This window comes from Streptococcus parasanguinis (assembly GCF_901875555.1).
GTDB classification, from domain to species: Bacteria; Bacillota; Bacilli; order Lactobacillales; family Streptococcaceae; genus Streptococcus; species Streptococcus parasanguinis_H.
The window spans coordinates 150564-170316 of record NZ_CABFMD010000011.1 but is presented as its reverse complement, the minus strand read 5'-3'; the positions used below and the strand labels follow the sequence as shown (position 1 = coordinate 170316).

Below are 19753 nucleotides of genomic sequence, written 5' to 3'. Positions count from 1 at the left end.
TCTCATGAATAAAATTGAAAGCCGCCACCGCTTGATCCGCTCTATTATTTCTGAGCGTAGGATTCATACCCAACAAGAACTTCAAGAAGCCCTTGAAGCCAATGGGGTTCTCGTTACCCAATCCACCCTTTCACGGGATGTTAAATCCTTGAATCTAGTGAAAATTAACGAGGGGGATAGTTCCTACTATGCCATGAACACCATCGCTCCTTCCCGTTGGGAAAAGCGCCTGCGGATGTATATGGAAGATGCCTTAGTCATGTTGCGGCCCGTTCAAAACCAGGTCATTGTAAAAACTCTTCCAGGACTCGCTCAATCATTTGGAGCTATCTTAGATGCACTGGAACTCCAAGAAATCGTAGCCACCATCTGTGGAGATGATGTCTGTTTGATCATCTGCGAAGACAACCAAGGAGCTTTAGATTGTTTTGAAAAATTAAAAGAATTCACTCCCCCCTTCTTCTTTAGTAAATAAAAAGTTTGGAAACTAAGTTTCCAAACTTTTTATGTTGTCGCTAGGCGCTGAATGGCTTCTCGATAGATTTCCATCGCAGCGTAGAGATCGTCAATTTTTGCTCGTTCATTGGCCTGGTGCTCGGTCTGTTCTGCACCTGGGAAAAGAGCGCCGAAAGCTACACAGTTTTCCATAGTACGCGCAAATGTCGCACCACCAGAAGACATAGCTGGCGTCCTATCCCCAGTTTCTTCCTGATACACGGCCATCAAAGAGCTGACTAAAGAACTATCCAAAGGAACATATAAAGGAGCCAAATAATCAAACTCTTCATATTCCAACTGATAGCTAGCTGCAATTTCTTGCAAACGAGCCACTAAATTCTCCTTATCTGCTAGGACCGGAATTCGAATATCAATTCCGATTTCCGATTGCTCTTGATCGATCACAAGGGTCGCAAGATTGAAGGAAAGATCCCCACTTGGTTCATCTGTAATTTTTCCAAATAGAGCTTCTCCCGTTGCATCCTCACCAACAGCATCTGCAATAAAGAGCAAGGCTGGATGGGGTTGGATGAGGGACAGACTTTCCGCTAAACCAACAATAGCATTCACTCCTTCGGCTGCATCTTTAGAGTGCTTGGAAACACCCATAACCGTTACAGAATCTGCTGTTTGGCTATACTGAACCCCACTTTGATCCAAAACAGGAAGCAATTCTTCTAAACGATGACCTGCATAGGTCGCCTTATCTGGGACGACGTTGAGGGCCTGTCCAGCCTGTAAAGGAAGATCATCCCAACCTGGGCCATGCAATTTCACTTGTAACAAGCCTTTTTCAGCATAGGTTAAGGGGAAAGAGGAATCTGGTGCAAACCCAAGATCTGCTTGTTCTTCCATTTGATTGTAGCGGTTCATACAGCGCCACAAGGTTTCTTCATCCGTCCCAAAGATAAAGCGGATTCGTTTGGTAAACTGGATGCCATCATCCAGCAAACTCTTAACTGCATAGAGGGCAGCGAGTGAGGGCCCCTTATCATCCTGCACACCACGACCTACTAGATAGTCACCGACAACAGTCGCTTCAAAGGGTGGCGTTTGCCAATCTTTTAGATCACCGGCTGGAACAACATCCAAGTGACAAAGAACGGCCAGGAGTTCTTCCCCCTGACCGATCTCTGCATATCCATAGTATCCTTCAGGATCTATATAAGTTTGAAAACCTAATTCTTGAGCAAGCTCTAAGGTTTTTTCTAGGACATCTTGGATAGCTTGTCCAAACGGTGTTCCATTTTCCCCTTCATTTAATACAGAAGGGTAAGAAATGATGGTTTGAAGAGAGTTTAAAAACTGCTCTTTCACATCGTCCTTAATTCTTTTTTTCATGAAACACCTACTTTATTCTATTGCAAGAATGGAACCATAGTTCCGAGTAGAAGAAGGGCAATGGTGATCACAACAATCGCTACGACCAATTTACCCATGAATTTCCACCATGCACTTAAGTCAACACGTCCAAGAGCAAGAGCTCCCATTACGATACCTGAAGTTGGTGCGATCAAGTTCAAGACACCAGATGCAGATTGGTAAGCTGTGACAATCAAGCTACCTGGTACATTGACGAATTTACCAAGAGGTGCCATGATACCCATTGTTGCGCTGGCAAGACCAGATGATGATGGGATCAAGAATGACATTGGCAAGTAGAAAATGTAAGTCAAGACAATGAACAATTGAGATGAAAGACCTTTCAGTCCTTCTTCACCCCAGTGAAGAATTGTTGCAGTGATCATACCGTCGTTCATGATGACTTGGATACCACGTGCTACTGCTACGATAAGAGCAACACTCAAGAGGTCAGCTGCACCATTCATGAAGGATGAAATAATTTTATCTTCTTTCAAGCCATAAATGATACCAACAAGGATTCCCATGAAGGCAAAGAGCATAGCTGTTTGAGGGAAGTACCATGTACCAAGAGCATCTGTGTTACCGATCAATTGACCAAGCACTGGAACTTTATGGAGAGATTCGTTAAAGTTTTCAAAGAATTTAATTCCCAAATCTTTGAATGGGATAAATCCAGCAACCATGATGACGAATGTTGAAATGAAGACGAGCAAGACACGTTTTTGTTTCTTGTTCATTTGTGAAGGAATTTCTTCGCCACCTTCTACGTTGAAGTGTTTCAAATCTTCTTCACGAGTTGCATATGTAAGAGATGCTGTAGGATCTTTTTGGATCTTATCTGCATAACGGTATACATAGTAGGTGCTAAGTCCTGTCAAGACAAACCAGAAGATGACACGGAGCAAGAGACCTGAAGCACTTGAGATACCCGCAGTATCAGAAGCGATAACTGTCGCAAATGGGTTCAATGTTGACGCCAAACATCCGATTTGTGATCCTAAGAGAATAATGGCTACCCCTGTCAAGCTGTCAAAACCAACAGACATCATAACAGGTACGAGAAGTGGATAGAAGGCCATTGTTTCTTCACCCATCCCATAAGTTGTACCACCTAGGGCAAACAAAGGCATCAAGATCAAGATCAACATTTTTTCGCGACCTTTGTATTTACGAACGATAGAAGCAATCCCTACATCGAGGGTACCTGTTTCGTTCACAACTCCAAGGAAACCACCAACCATCAAGATGAAGAAAGCTACGTCAATCGCTGCATTGGTTGGTGCTTTACCAAGCATGGCATTGATTGGGGCCATCAAAACATCCCAAATCCCTTGAGGATTTTGTTTCACAGATTCATAACTACCTGCGATAATGGCACCAGCTTTATCAACTTTGTATTGACCAGCTGGAATGATCCAAGTTAACACTGCCATAATGGCAATGATGATCAACAACACGGAAAAAGATGAAGGCATCTTAAATCCTTTTTTCGTTTTTTCACTCATTTGTCTTCCTCCTAACGCAACAAAGTGTGAGTGAGATTTTACAAGAACATCTTGTAAAACGCTTACCGATAGGTTTATTCTATCATAATAAGTTTCAAAACACTAGTTTTTTCCTAATCTTTCATTAGTCTTTTTGAATAATTGTTCCACTTTCAGACTCAATCAAAGCGCCAAGGTTTTCAAGTGACGTAATAACTGCTTTTCCTTCTGGACGACCATTTACAAAGGCAATGGCAGCTTCCACTTTAGGAAGCATACTTCCTGGCGCAAATTGGTCTTGTTTGATATATTCTTCCAATTGAGCCACATTCACATGTTCCAATTTTGCTTGGTCTGGTTTGTTGTAGTTCACAAAGACATAATCGACACCAGTCAAGACGATGAAGAGGTCTGCTTCTACTAATTCAGCCAAACGTTGAGATGCGAAGTCTTTATCGATAACAGCTTCAACACCCGTCAAGCTACCATCTGCTTCTTTCACAACAGGGATACCGCCACCACCTGCAGCTACAACGACTTGACCATCGTTCAACAAAGTACGAATGGTATTGATTTCTTTGATATCCACTGGTTTTGGTGAAGCCACAACTTTACGCCAGCCACGACCAGCATCTTCTTTGAAGGTTGCACCTGATTTTTCAGCTTCTGCTTTTGCTTCTTCTTCTGAGTAGAATGGACCAATTGGTTTGCTGAGGTTAACAAAAGCTGGGTCGTTCTTATCCACAACGACTTGTGTCACAACAGAAGCCACATCTTTTTTAATTCCTTCTTCAAGAAGAGCATTTTGAAGAGCATTTTGAAGCCAGTAGCCAATGCTTCCTTCGGTCATAGCCACTAATGAATCAAGTGGGAAAGCTGGGTTCTTTTCAGAATTTGCAGCTAAGTGTTGAAGCAAGAGGTTACCTACTTGAGGACCATTTCCATGAGTGATGATCAAGTCATCCCCATTTTTGATTAATTTGACTAAGTGTTTAGCTGTTTCTACAAGTGCTTCTTGTTGAGCTTGTGCAGAAGGATCAGATGAGAGAATAGCATTTCCTCCCAAAGCAACGACGATTTTTCTTGACATACGTTTTCTCTTTCTATAAAAAATAGGAGCAGGACTAAAGCTAGCAGTCCAGCCCCTATAGCTGTTGGTATACGGTTAAAAAGTCTTAAACTTTTGGAATGTACAAGTTACCAAGAGTTGCTGCCATAACCGCTTTGATGGTATGCATACGGTTTTCAGCTTGGTCAAAGTGACGGGCATATTTGCTGCGGAACACTTCATCAGTAACTTCCATTTCTTCTACGCCGAATTTTTCAGCAACATCTTTACCATAAATTGTGTTTGTATCATGGAAAGCTGGCAAGCAGTGCAAGAAGATCAAGTCTTCATTATCAGCTTTCTTAACCAATTCCATGTTTACTTGGTAAGGTTTCAAAAGGGCAACGCGTTCTGCAAATTTGTCTTCTTCACCCATAGATACCCAAACGTCAGTGTAAAGTACGTCAGCACCTTTCACAGCTTCGTCAGCATCTTCAGTGATCAAGATATGAGCGCCACTTTCTTTTGCAAATCCTTCTGCCAATTCAACGATTTCTTTTTCTGGGAAGAGTTCTTTAGGTGAGAAGATGTGTACGTTCACACCAAGGATAGCACCTGTTACAAGAAGGCTGTTTGCAACGTTATTACGTCCATCACCACAGTAAACAAGTGTCAAACCTTCCAAACGTCCAAAGTTTTCTTGAACAGTCAAGTAGTCTGCAAGCATTTGTGTTGGGTGCCATTCGTCAGTCAACCCATTCCATACTGGAACACCTGAGAATTCTGCCAATTCTTCAACCATGCGTTGGCTGAAACCACGGAATTCAATACCGTCAAACATACGTCCAAGAACTTTAGCAGTATCTTCTGTAGATTCTTTTTTACCAAGTTGGATGTCGTTTGCACCAAGGTATTCTGGGTGAGCACCAAGGTCGATAGCTGCTGTAGTGAAGGCAGCACGAGTACGAGTTGAAGTTTTTTCAAACAAAAGCGCAATATTTTTACCAGCAAGATAGTGGTGTTCAATGTTGCGTTTTTTAAGGTCTTTCAAGTGAGCTGAAAGTCCGATGAGGTACTCTAACTCTGCGCGTGTAAAGTCTTTTTCTGCCAAGAAGCTACGTCCTTGGAACACTGAATTTGTCATTCTAATTATCTCCTATTTTCTTTTTAGTATTGATCAGTAAGAAGGAAGAGCTGATCTCCAGAGACCAGCTCTCGGTCTTCTCTATTAGATTTCTTCACGTTCAAATGGCATAGACATACAACGAGGTCCACCACGACCACGAACCAATTCACTTCCGCGGATCTTGATCAAACGAAGTCCGTATTCTTCTAATTTTTTGTTGGTAACAGTGTTACGGTCGTATACGACTACTACACCAGGTGCAATTGTAAGAGTATTAGATCCATCGTTCCATTGTTCACGAGCAGCAGCAACGGCATTGCCATTTCCACATGGAATAAGAGTCACTTTTTCCACACCAAGGTTTGCAGCTAATAATTCTGCCAAATCACCTTTTTCTTCAACAATCTTCAATGCTTCATTTTCATAGGTTACAGAGAAGACGCGAAGGTTGCCTTGAATTTCTGGGTGGATCGTGAATTTATCGTAGTCTACCATTGTGAATACTGTATCCAAGTGCATGAATTTACGGTTGTTCGCAAATTCGAAGGCCAATACTTTCTTGAAGCCAACGTTCTTCTTGAAGATGTTTACCAACAATTTTTCAATTGATGCAGCATCTGTACGTTGTGAGATACCAACTGCCAAGACATCTTTAGAAAGGACTAATTCGTCCCCACCTTCGATACGAGTATCTTCTTCACGGTTGTATACCAAATCTACATTACCACCATATACTGGATGATGTTTGAAGATGTATTTACCATACAAAGTTTCACGGTTACGTGTATCAGCATACATGTGGTTCAATGATACTGCATTCCCAATTGTAGCAAATGGGTCACGTGTGAAGTACAAGTTTGGCATTGGATCAATCGCAAATGGGTAGTCAGATTCAACAAGGTCTGTCAAGCCTTTATCAGCTTCTGGAATTTCTGGAAGCTCAGCTTTTTGGAAACCTGCCATTGTTTTTTCAACCAATTCTTGGTTGTCTTCAATACCACGAAGGATTTCGCGAATAGCATTTTTAGTTTGGCGTCCACGAATGTTTGCTTCATCAAGATATTCTTCGATGAACTGTTCGCGAATTTCTGGAGTAGTCAATGACTCAGCTGCTAATTTTTCAAGATAAAGTACTTCAACCCCTTCATTACGAAGCGCTTGAGCAAAATTATCGTGTTCTTTTTGAGCATCTTCCAAGAATGGAATATCATCAAAAAGAAGACGCTCTAGATAGTCAGGCATCAAGTTTTCCAACTCTTTACCTGGGCGGTGCAACATTACTTTTTTCAGTTTTCCAATTTCTGAGAAAACATGAATTGGTTTAGTTGACATCTGTCATCCTCCTTTTTATTCGAGCTTGTTCACAAGCTTTATTACAATTGTTATTATATCCTTTATTGTTACCGCTTTCATGAAGGATTCTGCTTTTTTAATGCAAAGAATTTGGCATTTTTTTGAATTCTTCCTATTTTTTAGTTAATATGAAGCGTTTTCTTTGCATATTTTGTCTTTTATATTACTTTTATGAATATATATTTTTTTGTAAAATATAAAAAAGATCAACAAAATTAGTTGATCTCTTCAAAACTTCTTAGAAAGTAAGCTGTATCTAGAAAGGTTAATTGTTTTCTCTCATACTGTATCTTATGAGAATCGATGAGTTTCTTTAAAACTTGATTGACGGTTTCTCGGGTTGTGGCCGCTAATTTGGCCATTTCCTTCATACTAACCGGAAATGGAAGTTGATTTCCTATACTTTCATAGTCCTTGCACAAGATAGCTAAAGATTGAACCACACGCTCACTGGCACTGGCGGTCACGACATTACGTAGACGCAACTCTTGAAATTCTAAAATTGATGAGAGCTTTCTCGTAATGAAGAGCAACTGCTCCTTACTCTCTTGGGCAGATAATTCATAGAGGTTGACGGGGATAACGAAACAACGCAAATCCGTCACCGCACTAGCTGTATAGTGGTAACGCTCATCCTGAAACATCCCACCATAAGGGAATAGGGCCCCTTTCTTGATATAATCCATATAAGAAAATTGATCAGACGAATCGAATTGCTCAATGCGAGCAAAGCCTTTTGCAAGAAGAAAAATGCGATCCCGCTTATCTCCAGCATAAAATAAAATTTGTCCTTTTTGGATATCCCTAGCATGAATTTCAACAGCTAATTTATCAAATAGCTCCACTGGCAACGCAGAGAAGGCTGGATGCGAGCGGACCAACTGGTAATCTTCCTTTGTAATCATGTCTATACTTCCTCTTATTACTATTAATTAGTATAACATATTTTTTGATAGAAGAGGGAAAGAAGCCTCTTTAAAACAGAAAAGTATTTCGAAACACCAAGTGAATTTTATGCTACTGTGATAGAAGAAAAGAGAGTGGGACAAAAATCTGTAATTTGTTAGAATTCGATTTCGTCGTCCTACCTCCGCACAGTTGAGTAGGGCTGTAAAAGCTGATGAAATCAGTGCAGTAGAGCCCACTCAACCACTGCGTCTTGCTCGACAATCCAAAGACAATTGAAGAGACCAGGACTTTTGTCCCAGCCTCTTCCGTCAATTATTCATTCATATTCACTCGATGCCATTCATTGATGACATAAGCTAGTTCTCCCAACTGATAAAGACCAACACCACTGATTTCCGAACTTTCTGGAGTCGTTCCTCCAAGTCCCGCAGTATAGATGGCAACCAAATAAGGAGTCGATTCATGGACAATGGCGTCCACATTTAGCGCTTCAGCAACATAACCTGGCTTTTGTTGAATGAGCAAGTCTGGCAAGAATTTCTTATAGTATTCACCCGGGAAAGATTCCCCAATCAATTCCAGCAAATCTGCATATTTTTCTTGATGGTTCCAAAGATATTGCAAGACATGGATATAATAATCCGTTGTCGTTTTATTATCTTCGCTAAAGGTTTTGACTTCTGGTGAACGCGATTGACCGTAGCGACTGAACAATTTGCGCGCTTGCTCCATCCCCCCTAAACGATCTGCCAAGGCATAGGCTGGTGTATTTTCAGAGTAAACCAATGAATAGCGTTGCATGTCAGGGATAGACATAGCTCCATCAAAGGCTGCAACGTAATTGTCATGTTCTCCTACATATTCATAGTAGGTATTGGTAATATCAAATCGATCTGTTAAATTGAGTTTGCCCTTTGCGACCTCATCTACCACCAACATGTTCAAGGGTAGCTTATAGGTACTACCTGCTGTCATTGGTTGAAGATCATTCATGGCAAATTGCTCTCCAGTAATGGCATTGCGATACGTGAAGGCAACTTGTGACGGATCAATTCCACTTTCCGCTAGGAAGTCCTGGACAACCTCTACCAAACCCTTATTCGCATAATCATAGACAAGGCCATAAGCGCTCATGGTTTCCATGTCTGCATCTACTACTGCTTGCTTGGCTTCAGGAGATTTGACACGTGGTTTTCTCGTCTCAGGCGTAGACTTTTCTATATCTTGTTCTTTTGCTTCTTTTGTTTTCTTTGCTTTTTTTTCAATTGCTGATGCTGTTGGTTGCGTAACATGCAAGTAGCCCAGTGCGCTTGTTCCCACTAAGCATAATAAAATACTGATCGCAATCATGATCGAGCGTAGATTAAAATATTTTTTCATACGAGACTAATTATAAAAGATTCTACTGAAAATAACAAGAATTATCAGAAAGAGAAAACGGATTCTTTTTAAAAAGTTTATTTCCGTTTAAAGGAGCCCATAATTAGCTTAGCGATCTCACGCGCAATCGTCCGGAATAAGGAACTCAAGAAGGAATCTTTTGCCTTTTCAAGACTAGATTTTCTTGGACGACCTGGACCACGTTTTTGAGCTGCCTTACCTGCTGCAGCCTGTTCTTTTTCTGCTTCTTTTTTATCCTCTTCTTGTGCTTCCTTGCTTGCTTTAGCTGCTAATTTTTCATAGGCAGATTCCCGATCAATCGTCGTCGCATACTTTTGATGGAAAGGTGATGTCGTGATTAAGGCCAATTGTTCACTTTCATTTAAGAGGTCAAAACTCGATTGAGGAGAGAGAATATAAGCACGCTCAACAACACTAGGTTGCCCCTTCTCATTCAGGAAAGAAACCAAGGCTTCCCCTGTCCCTAATTCTGTGATCACTGTTTCTGTATCAAAGTCTGGATTCGGACGAAAACTTTGGGCAGCTACCTTGATGGCCTTCATTTCTTTTGGTGTATAAGCTCGAAGAGCATGTTGTACACGATTTCCAAGCTGTGCCAAAACAGATTCTGGTAGATCTTGAGGATTTTGGGTAATAAAGTAGATTCCTACCCCTTTTGAACGAATCAAGCGAACCACTTGCTCAACTTTCTCAAGAAAGAGCTTGCTTGCATCTTTAAAAAGGAGATGGGCCTCGTCAAAGAAGAAGACCAATTTAGGTTTTTCAGGATCCCCAACCTCGGGAAGTGTTTCAAAGAGACGAGACAACATCCAAATTAAAAAGGTTGAATACAATTTTGGTGAATGAAAGAGCTTTGTAGCCGAAAGAATATTGATATACCCACGCCCTGATGCATCGAGTTGCATAAAGTCATTTAAATCAAGGGAAGGCTCTCCGAAAAACTGATCCGCTCCTTCTTCTTCAAGAACCAAGAGGCTTCTTTGGATCGCACCGACAGATTGTTTGGTAATATTACCATATTGGGCAGAATAGTCTGAGCTGTGTTCATAGACTTCCTTTAAAAGGCTTTGCAGGTCCTTCAAATCAATCAAGGGCCAATCTTTCTCTTGAGCCACTTTGAAGACAATTGCAAGAATTCCTGATTGAGTTTCATTCAAATCAAGCAGACGAGAAAGAAGCAATGACCCCATTCCTTCGACAGTCGCACGAACAGGATGACCTGCTTGCCCAAAGACATCCCATAATCGTACTGGGAAAGCTTGTGGCTCAAAAGGATCTGTGATACCAAGAAGTTTGTAGCGTTCTTCCAATTTTGGCGTCCATTGCCCGGCTTTGGCTAAGCCTGATAAATCTCCCTTGATATCGGCTAGAAAGACCGGAATGCCTTCTTTACTTAATTTCTCTGTTAAAACTTTGAGGGTAACGGTTTTCCCTGTCCCTGTCGCTCCTGCAATCAATCCATGGCGATTCAGCATCCGTAAGTAGATAGGCGTCTCAACCGCTCCTTTGGTAATGGTGATAGTCGTCATTTCATTTCTCCCTAGATTTTTCTTTTGTCTTCCTTTTCTTAGCCCCCAAAATAGGCTCAGACAAGCAAGACACACACTTCTTCTAGTGTATCATTTTCCTGTCCAAACGCAAGAAATTCTACTTAGATTTTAGGTTAAAAGCACAAAAAAATCTATAACAGCGAATTGTCGCTCTTATAGATTCCTTTATTTTATTATTTTGCTGCTGCAAACAAGTCATTAACTTTATTCCAGTTGATCACTGAGAAGAAAGCTTTGATGTAGTCAGGACGTACGTTACGGTATTTCACGTAGTAAGCATGTTCCCAAACATCCAAACCAAGGATTGGCGTTTTTCCTTCAGAGATTGGTGTATCTTGGTTTGCTGTTGAAGTAACTTCAAGTTTACCTTCTTTGTTGACAACCAACCATGCCCAGCCAGAACCAAAACGTGTCGTTGCTGCTGCTGTGAAGGCTGCTTTGAAGTCTTCAAATGAACCAAATGTGGCATCAATAGCTGCAGCAAGTTCTGCTGAAGGAGCTGTTTGTTCTGGAGTCATCAATTCCCAGAAAAGAGCGTGGTTCAAATGACCACCACCATTGTTGATCACAGCTTGGCGAATGTCAGCTGGAATAGATTCAACATTAGCTAACAAGCTTTCAAGGTCTTCTCCAATTTCAGGATGTTTTTCAAGAGCCGCATTGACATTGTTTACATATGTTTGATGATGTTTATCATGGTGCAAATGCATAGTTTCTTCATCGATATATGGTTCCAATGCATCGTAAGCATATGGTAATTCTGGTAAAATGATAGCCATTTTATGGTCCTCTTTTCTTTATTACTGACTTGATGATAACGCAAACAGCTAAATTATTCAACTAATCTGCTTGCAATTTCATTCATGTTTAGACGCTGTTTGCCACTTTTAAAAGTGCCAAATCAAATAAGTAGTCTTTATCATACGTTCCACTTTTAATTGCATAATCCGTCTCGATGAAGGTCATCATGGCCTGCTTCAAAAAGGACAGGGAAAGCTTGCGGCTATCCCGCAAGGCAAACTTCACCTGATATGGATTGACCTTTCGTCCTGACAACTCCGACAAGCTCGCTACGATTTGGCTTTCGGATTGACCTTCTTCTGAAAATATTTTTACTTGAGAAAACATTCGGAATTGCCCCAACAGAATGGCAATTAATTTTATTTCATCTTCTCCTTGTAAGCGGAGATCTTTCACCAAATTCCGGGCTTGATCGATTTGGCGTTTGAGAATCATTTGGGTCAGATCAAAAATATTATCTTGCAAGGTTTTGGGAACAACCTCCTCGATATCTTCGAGGGTAATCTGACCATCTTCTTTATAGGCCTGCAATAGTGCGAGATTCTTCTGTAACTCTCCAAAATCATAGCTAGATTTTAATAGTAGTTGGTCCAAGGAATCGCCCACAAACTGCAAGCCCAATTCATGTGCTTGACTTGCAAAATAACTCTTTACCTCTTGCTCTTTAGGAGTTATCGCTTCAATGATTTTGGCATCCCGTTTTAGGAGTTTGACCAAGCGACGCTTACTATCTAATTTTCCTTCTGCAAATATCAGCAAACGGGTCGATTCAGAAGGGTTTTCCAGAAAGGTTTCAAATTGCTTCAGGTCGTCATCTGTTAAGTTACGCTTTTTGGCAGTAGTCAGATCCAATAAGTGATCCAAAATCACAATTTTTTCATCAGCGAAAAAGGGAAGACTGACCAAATCCAGCTCTACCTCAGCATAGGAGGCTTCCTTCATATCAAAATAAGAATAATTCAAATCTGAGGGATCATAGCCTATTTTTTTTAAAATGTCTTTTTTTAACCATTCAAATTGACCTACATCCTCGCCTGTCAAGACAAGAATAGAAGGCAGAGTTTGAACCGTCAGATGTTTAGTGTCGGTAATTGCTTGCATGAAACTCTCTTATCTTTATCCGTTTAGTGGATTTCGTGTTCAGCAGCCATTTTTTGTTCCAATGGTGGTTTTTCATCGGACAAATCAGGTGCTCCTACAAAATTAGGAATTTGCTCAAACGAGTTGCCTCCAAAGCTCCCCCCTGTCGCGGTGACCTGTGGTTCAGAAGCTACTCCCTTAGGAGTTTCTACTGGTTGTGGGAAGGTATTTTTTCCTGGAAGCATCATGAGAATCAGGAGAGAAACAACTGTAATCACCCAAAGAAATAGAAAAATATCTAGACCCGTCAACAAATAGAGCAAGACCGGACCAAGGTTCAAAAAGATCCAAGACCAATGGATCCCAGCATCCCGCAAGCGACGCACACAAATGGCTTGACTGGGTACCAAAATGAGGAAGTAAAAGAATGCTAAGAAAGCAAGCGCCCATAAACCTGTCTTAGAATGAACAGCTGAAAAATTGAATGCTTCTTGAGCATTTTGATGGGACAAAGAGGTCACGATGTAAAAAACCCAAAGAGGCAAAGAAATCAGGGAATTCCAGAAAAAAGCTAGCCAAAAATGAGCCCGACTGGTCCTACTTGAAAAATCTGCATACTGTATCCAAAATTGCTTAAATGCGTTCATACGATTCTACCTTTACATTGATTTCACTTTCTATAATAGCAATTTTCAGCATAGAAAGCAAACCTCTCCTCATACCTAGCGAACCGTTTCCACCCTCCAATGGTCCCATCCAATCAAGCGGATCGCTCCCCTTTCATCGGTACGAAGATAAGAAATGGATCGTTCCTCTAGACGATCGAGCAATTCTTTATGAGGATGCTGGTAGCGATTTTTCTTTCCAACAGAGATCAAGGCCAATTGAGGATGTAACTGGTCTAAAAATACATCACTAGAGGAACCTCTAGATCCATGATGCCCTACTTTCAAGACATCCACTTGTAATTGTGGATAGTTTTCCAATAGTTTTTTCTCTCCAGCCTCTTCAAGATCACCTGTGAACAAAAATCGTTTCTGATAGAACTGTCCATAGAGGACAATCGAATCATCATTTTTACCATCCCCCACTTCATCAGGAGATAAGACTTCGAGATGATGATCAAAAATTGGAAGTTGATCCCCTCTCTGGACTACTTTAACTGTACTATGAAGCTGTTTCAATTTCTCCCGAAATTGAGAATTGGTTAGACTACCTGGACTGACATACACTTTTTTAACCGGGATTTGTTTGGCAACCTCCACCATATCGCCCATATGGTCCTGGTCTGTATGAGTCAAGACCAAAGCATCGAGTTTTCCAACACCTCGACTCTTGAGATAGGGAATCAGAGTTTTTTCAGCATTGGCAGATTGACTGCGTTCTTGCCACTTGTCTCCACTTTTAAAAGTGATGCGTCCTCCGACATCAATCAAAATGGTTCTTCCTTTCCAATCGCGTAAAAAGATGCTGTCTCCTTGACCGATATCCACCATTGTGATCTCATTTTCTAAAGGATGCTTGGTCCAACAAAAGATCAGTAGGATCATGCCCATTAACAGGAAACGAACGTTCTTTTTCTTTCGAAGATCATACAAGATCCCTAAAAGAAGGAAGAGAGCAATTAGAGCTGGTCCCGTCGGCTGACCAAATACCAAAGGTACCGACGTGAGCTTTGAAATCCAACGAATACACTCCTCTATGAGAAGAAAAAAACTGTTAAAAATTGTAAGGGGCTTTAGAATCGATAAGATAAATAGCACCGTTAAACCTGGAAGAAGGACAAGGTCAAATAAGAAAGAAAAGAGGAAGGTTAAAGGGAGTGACCATGGTTGAAAGACACTAAAATAATAGGTCAAAAGCGGCAAGATCCCCAGACTAATCCAGAAACTTTCCACTAGCACTTTTTTAATTCCTGAATAAGAATTAGCATCTACCAAGGTCAAAATAAAGGCATAGGCGCAACTCAAGACGCCTCCAGCTGTCAGGAGAAACTTAGGCATGAGAATCATTAAGAGCATCAAGGTCACCGCCATATTTTCCATCCCTCGGATGCCCTTTTGAGAGAGGAGTTTTTGTAAGAGACTGCGAACCACTGAAACAGAAAAACCTGTCAAGCCAGCATAGATCAAAGAGATTGGAAACATCCAGATATCGACTGTCTCTTGCAAGATTCCTAGACGTAAGAGAGCTTTTCGGATCCCATTGATGAAAAAGCCGACCTGCATTCCAGACAAGGCAAATAAATGAATAATTCCTAAACTCGTGTAAAGCTGATCCATTTCCTCAAAATCCGTATCTAAATAACCAAAAAGAAGGCCGGTCATATACTGGTTCATTGGCTGTGGAAAGTGCTCCTTGCTCCAAACAATGGCTTGGCGCCTCCATTGAGATAGCCAATCGAAAACATTCCACGTTTGGATGGGAAGCGCGGATTGGATCTCTTCGATTTTTATTTGATAGTGAATGCCCTGTGTGTTCAAATAAGACCGGTAGTCAAATCCTCTAAAATTTCGCTGCCTTTCTGGCTCCTCTATAACACCTTTATATGTCAACTCCAGCAAGTGGGTTTGACTTTGCCACTGCTGTTTTTCTTTTTCTGATTTTAAAGTGTAGAAGACTTGGTAAGTTCTACCCTGATTTTTTGCTCGAAAAGACAGGGCATCCCCATTGATCTTGATAGTATCTGGAATCAGTTGTAATTGGGGTGGGATCTGCCTTGCTACTTGTACTGGATGATCCTGTAGTCGCTGAAAAACAAAGAAGGCCGCAAAACAAAGGGTTGCTAAACCAAGCCCTAGCAAACTTGAGCGATCCCCTTTATAGTGATGAACCGCTAAAACTACCACTACTACTAGACCGCTGATCGAAAGCCAAGATGGTTGATAGAAACTAAAATACAGCCATAGGAGCAAGAAAGCAAGATGGACAAGAGAAAATGGAAGTACTTTAATCCACCGTGAAAGCATCTCTTAGTTTCTCCAGTGTTTTCTCTCCGATTCCTGAAACATTCCTCAGATCATCGATTGATCGAAAAGGGCCATTTGCGTCGCGATAAGCGATAATATCCTGGGCTCGTTTCTGACCAATTCCCGATACTGTTTGAAGCTCTGTCTCTGTCGCTCGATTTAAATGAACCTTGCCTGTTTTATCTGTTGATGCTGACGAAGTTGCGGAACTTTCTGAACTTCCAAGTGCTGGAACATCTTCCCCTACTTTGGCAACATAGATCACTGCTTCATCAGAGAGTTTTTGCGCCAAGTTGACCGATTGGCTATTGGCATCTGCTGTCATCCCACCCGCCTTATGAATGGCATCGTGGACTCTGCTATCTGAGCGCAACTCATAGACACCTGGTTGTTTGACGGCTCCTTTGACATCGACCGTAATGATCTCGGGTGTATCAGACACTGAAGTAACCGTCTTTTCTTCTTTGGAACTATTGGTCTGCACCTTTTCTTTGCTCGAAGTTGAACTAGAAGACTGATAAAGATCCGGTATGGTGGATGCACTTGACTGAGGTCGATGAAAAAGAAAATACCCTCCAAGTAAGAGTCCAATAGCAGTAAGAGCTAAAAAGAGCTTATATTCTTTAATTTTTTCGATGATATCCTCCATAAGAAACCTCCTCTCACTTTTATTATTCGTAAAAATAAAAAAAACAGAGAAAAAATCTCAGTTTTTTTACTTGTTTTTTCGATGTTTGTCCGGATCCCATACAAAGCTGGCTAGGTAACTAAAGAGCAAGGTTAAGATGCCCACGACTAAGACAAGTGGAATCAAAAGGATTTTTAACAAACGAATCAAGATAAAGGGTTTTGTTGGAGTGTTGATCGCTTGCGCTTCCGCATCCAAACGGTCAAACTCCTCTTGAATACGACGGGCAACTTCTGACACTCCTTCGTCATTCATCTTTTTAATATCCGAAATATCAATCGGATGTCCAAAGTTCATATCAATGCGTTCACCCGTTGCCAACCCTTTCAAGTCTCTTGGACCAGTATATGTCACTGGCATGATACGGACCTTAGCCATTTTGGCAATGATGGCAACACCACCTTTGACGTCTTGAGAATGACGGCTTCCACTTGGAAACATAATCAAGGAACGGTTGCTCTTTTTTAGCATATTGACAGGATACTTAATGGCTTCTGCTCCCGGATTTTCACGGTCGATCGGAAAAGCCCCACACATGCGAATCCACCAGCCAAAAATACGATTGGTGAAGAGTTCTTTTTTCGCCATAAAGATAAATTGCTTTGGCTTGGTCGCAAAGGCCATATAGACTGGATCCCACCATGTCCGGTGAGGCGATACCAATATGTAGTTCTCTTCCCGATCTGGAATATTGTCCTTATGATGGTAATGGGCATTGCCATTTAAAACCCAAAGAATAAAGGCAACAAGGCCACGTAAATAGGTATAAAACATAGTTGTTCCTCAAATCCATTTCATTAATCTCTACAAGATATTCCATCATGTAAAACGTTCTTTCTTATTATACCGTATCCTTATTTTGACCGCAAACTTTTTTAGATAAAAAATATGTCAGCGGACCGATTCTAGATAGTCTTTTTCGCAAAAAAATGATATCATATTGTCTATGGAAACGAATGAATTAAAGGGGTTATCCCTCAGTGAAGTCCGCAAGAAAACGGATCGCGGACAAACCAATGATTTTACAACGAATACCAGTACCAGTACCTGGCAAATCATTAAGCGCAACGTCTTCACCTTGTTTAATACCTTAAACTTTGTAATTGCCGTAGCCTTAGCTGCTGTACAGGCCTGGAGCAATATGATCTTTTTCGCGGTTATTTGCTTCAATGCCATTACAGGGATCATGACTGAGATGCGCGCCAAGCGGATGATTGATAAACTCAATCTCATGAGTCGTGAGTTGGTGGCTGTCATTCGAGACGGGGAAAAAGATGCGATTCCTCCAGAAAAGCTTGTTCTGGGTGATTTAATGCTTCTGTCTTCGGGTGAGCAGATCCCTAGTGATGCTGAGGTCATGTCTGGAATTGCTGAAGCCAACGAAGCGATGCTAACAGGTGAGAGTGACCTGGTCTTAAAAGAAGTTGGTGATGAACTGCTTTCTGGTAGTTATATTGCCAGTGGTCAAGTCTATGCCCGTGTCAAACGAGTTGGAGCAAACAACTATGCCAACAAACTCATGATGGAAGCCAAAACCTTGAAGCCCATCAATTCGCGCATTCTCTATAACTTAGCGAAAATCTCTAGCTTCACTGGAAAAATTATCATCCCATTTGGTCTTGCCCTCTTCTTTGAAGCTCTGTTGATTAAAATGTTGCCCATCAAGGATTCCGTTGTGAATTCTTCCACTGCTCTCTTAGGAATGTTGCCAAAAGGAATTGCCCTACTGACGGTTACGTCTCTTTTGACGGCGGTGATTAAGCTCGGCATGCGCAAGGTTCTAGTTCAAGAAATGTACTCAGTAGAAACCCTAGCGCGTGTGGATACCTTGTGTCTGGATAAAACCGGTACCATCACTCAAGGGAAGATGACAGTCGAAGCTCTCCATAGCTTAACGGATCATTTTTCCGAACAGACGATCCAGGTCATCCTCTCTGCTTACATGCAAAATAGTGAGGACACCAATCCTACTGCTCAAGCTATTCGCAAGGCTTATGGGGAGTTGGAGCACGCCTATTCTGCTGAAAACATCATTCCATTTTCGAGTGATCGAAAATGGGGAGCTATGCACCTATCTAACCTCGGAACTGTCTTTCTCGGTGCTCCTGAAATGCTGCTTCAAGAAAATCCAACTGCTGTCGTCGAAGCACAAGCCCGCGGATCGCGCGTTCTCGTCTTGGCCCACAGTTCAGAACTGATCAGCATGCAGGAATTGAAACTGCCTGAAAATCTTGAAGGGATTGCGGTTATTGAGATTACAGACCCTATTCGTGAAGGGGCTTCAGATACTCTTGAGTATTTGCGTTCTGAAGGAGTGGATCTCAAAATCATCTCCGGTGACAACCCTGTGACGGTCTCTTATATTGCTCAACAAGCTGGCTTTAAAAATTATGAGAACTACGTCGATTGTTCAAAAATTTCTGATGATCAATTAGTGGATCAAGCAGAAGAAACAGCTATCTTTGGACGCGTGTCCCCTCACCAAAAGAAACTGCTCATTCAGACCTTGAAAGCAGCTGGCCGGACAACGGCTATGACTGGAGATGGGGTCAATGATATCCTCGCTCTTCGTGAAGCTGACTGCTCGATCGTGATGGCTGAAGGAGATCCTGCAACCCGTCAAATTGCAAATATTGTACTTTTGAACTCTGACTTTAATGACGTTCCAGAAATTCTATTTGAAGGTCGTCGTGTGGTGAATAATATTGGACGAATCGCTCCAATCTTCTTCATTAAGACCATTTATTCCTTCCTCTTGGCTATCATCTGTATCGCTAGTGCCCTCTTCTTCAACGTCAATTATTTGCTGATTTTCCCTTTCATCCCTATTCAAATCACCTTGATCGACCAATTCGTCGAAGGCTTCCCACCATTTGTGTTGACCTTTGAACGCAATATCAAACCGGTTGAAAAACACTTCTTAAGACGTTCCCTTCTGTTAGCCTTACCAAGCGCCTTGATGGTCGTCTTTAGCGTCTTGTTCATTCGCCTTTGGGGAGCAAGCCATGGTTGGTCTGCAGCCGATATGTCTACTGTATCCTACTACTTACTTGGATCCATCGGTTTCCTATCCGTTATCCGTGCTTGCCTGCCACTAAATATCTGGCGGTTCCTCCTCATCCTCTTCTCTGTAGTAGGATTCTACGCATCTGCGGTCGTGTTGAAAAACTTGATCGAGATTTCCCTCCTTACAGCCACTACTTTCCCAGTTTATCTGGCATTGATGGCCGTCTTTACAGGAGTCTTTATCCTCACTACGATTCTACAAAAATATGAATTTGATTAAAAAAGAGGCTGGGACAAAAGTCCTAGCCTCTTCTTGTCTTTGGATTGTCGAGCAAGACGCAGTGGTTGAGTGGGCTCTACTACGCTGATTTCATCAGCTTTTACAGCTCTACTCAACTGTGCGGAGGTGGGACGACGAAATCGAATTCTAACGAATTACCGATTTCTGTCCCACTCTCTTTTTCTATTCTGCCCA

16 protein-coding genes are annotated in these 19753 nt (G+C 41.6%); 2 read left to right on the top strand and 14 right to left on the bottom strand.

Annotated features, from left to right (window positions below; all coding sequences use genetic code 11):
* Positions 1-4: 4 nt before the first annotated feature.
* A complete protein-coding gene (locus JX304_RS03520; protein ID WP_205011289.1) occupies positions 5-475 on the top strand; it encodes an arginine repressor in 471 nt (156 codons plus the stop codon).
* A 29-nt stretch (positions 476-504) separates the two neighbouring features.
* Here the strand turns inward: JX304_RS03520 and JX304_RS03515 are convergent, their stop codons facing one another.
* The 14 genes from JX304_RS03515 to JX304_RS03450 all read right to left on the bottom strand — a co-directional run bounded on the left by JX304_RS03515 (position 505) and on the right by JX304_RS03450 (position 17046).
* Positions 505-1839, bottom strand: a complete 1335-nt coding sequence (locus JX304_RS03515) for a dipeptidase (protein ID WP_205011288.1) — start codon at positions 1837-1839, stop codon at positions 505-507.
* Positions 1840-1856: 17 nt separating this feature from the next.
* Entirely contained in the window at positions 1857-3368 is a 1512-nt protein-coding gene (locus JX304_RS03510; RefSeq protein ID WP_205011287.1) for a YfcC family protein, read from the bottom strand.
* 124 nt (positions 3369-3492) lie between these two features.
* Positions 3493-4437: a carbamate kinase gene (arcC, locus tag JX304_RS03505; protein ID WP_205011286.1), complete on the bottom strand. Its 945-nt coding sequence runs from the start codon at positions 4435-4437 to the stop codon at positions 3493-3495.
* 85 nt (positions 4438-4522) lie between these two features.
* A complete protein-coding gene (argF, locus tag JX304_RS03500) occupies positions 4523-5539 on the bottom strand; it encodes an ornithine carbamoyltransferase (protein WP_205011285.1) in 1017 nt (338 codons plus the stop codon).
* Between the two features lie 84 nt (positions 5540-5623).
* The gene (gene arcA / locus JX304_RS03495; protein WP_205011284.1) at positions 5624-6853 is read right to left on the bottom strand and encodes an arginine deiminase; all 1230 of its coding nucleotides are present in this window, start codon (positions 6851-6853) and stop codon (positions 5624-5626) included.
* A 236-nt stretch (positions 6854-7089) separates the two neighbouring features.
* Positions 7090-7779: a Crp/Fnr family transcriptional regulator gene (locus tag JX304_RS03490; protein ID WP_205011283.1), complete on the bottom strand. Its 690-nt coding sequence runs from the start codon at positions 7777-7779 to the stop codon at positions 7090-7092.
* A 316-nt stretch (positions 7780-8095) separates the two neighbouring features.
* On the bottom strand, positions 8096-9163 hold the full coding sequence (locus JX304_RS03485; protein WP_205011282.1) for a serine hydrolase: 1068 nt from the start codon (positions 9161-9163) through the stop codon (positions 8096-8098).
* A 77-nt stretch (positions 9164-9240) separates the two neighbouring features.
* A complete protein-coding gene (locus JX304_RS03480) occupies positions 9241-10713 on the bottom strand; it encodes a helicase HerA-like domain-containing protein (protein ID WP_205011281.1) in 1473 nt (490 codons plus the stop codon).
* A gap of 194 nt (positions 10714-10907) precedes the next feature.
* A complete protein-coding gene (gene sodA, locus JX304_RS03475) occupies positions 10908-11513 on the bottom strand; it encodes a superoxide dismutase SodA (protein WP_061455362.1) in 606 nt (201 codons plus the stop codon).
* A gap of 88 nt (positions 11514-11601) precedes the next feature.
* On the bottom strand, positions 11602-12636 hold the full coding sequence (holA, locus tag JX304_RS03470) for a DNA polymerase III subunit delta (protein ID WP_205011280.1): 1035 nt from the start codon (positions 12634-12636) through the stop codon (positions 11602-11604).
* 23 nt (positions 12637-12659) lie between these two features.
* A complete protein-coding gene (locus tag JX304_RS03465) occupies positions 12660-13262 on the bottom strand; it encodes a DUF805 domain-containing protein (protein WP_205011279.1) in 603 nt (200 codons plus the stop codon).
* A 75-nt stretch (positions 13263-13337) separates the two neighbouring features.
* The gene (locus JX304_RS03460; protein ID WP_205011278.1) at positions 13338-15584 is read right to left on the bottom strand and encodes a DNA internalization-related competence protein ComEC/Rec2; all 2247 of its coding nucleotides are present in this window, start codon (positions 15582-15584) and stop codon (positions 13338-13340) included.
* Positions 15565-16233, bottom strand: a complete 669-nt coding sequence (locus tag JX304_RS03455) for a helix-hairpin-helix domain-containing protein (protein WP_205011277.1) — start codon at positions 16231-16233, stop codon at positions 15565-15567. The genes JX304_RS03460 and JX304_RS03455 overlap by 20 nt, the downstream gene beginning before the upstream one ends.
* 66 nt (positions 16234-16299) lie before the next feature.
* Positions 16300-17046: a lysophospholipid acyltransferase family protein gene (locus JX304_RS03450; RefSeq protein WP_205011276.1), complete on the bottom strand. Its 747-nt coding sequence runs from the start codon at positions 17044-17046 to the stop codon at positions 16300-16302.
* A 172-nt stretch (positions 17047-17218) separates the two neighbouring features.
* Here JX304_RS03450 and JX304_RS03445 point away from each other — a divergent pair, with 172 nt between their 5' ends.
* Complete coding sequence (locus JX304_RS03445) at positions 17219-19558, top strand: cation-translocating P-type ATPase (protein ID WP_205011275.1); 2340 nt, start codon at positions 17219-17221, stop codon at positions 19556-19558.
* The last annotated feature ends 195 nt before the right edge of the window (positions 19559-19753 follow it).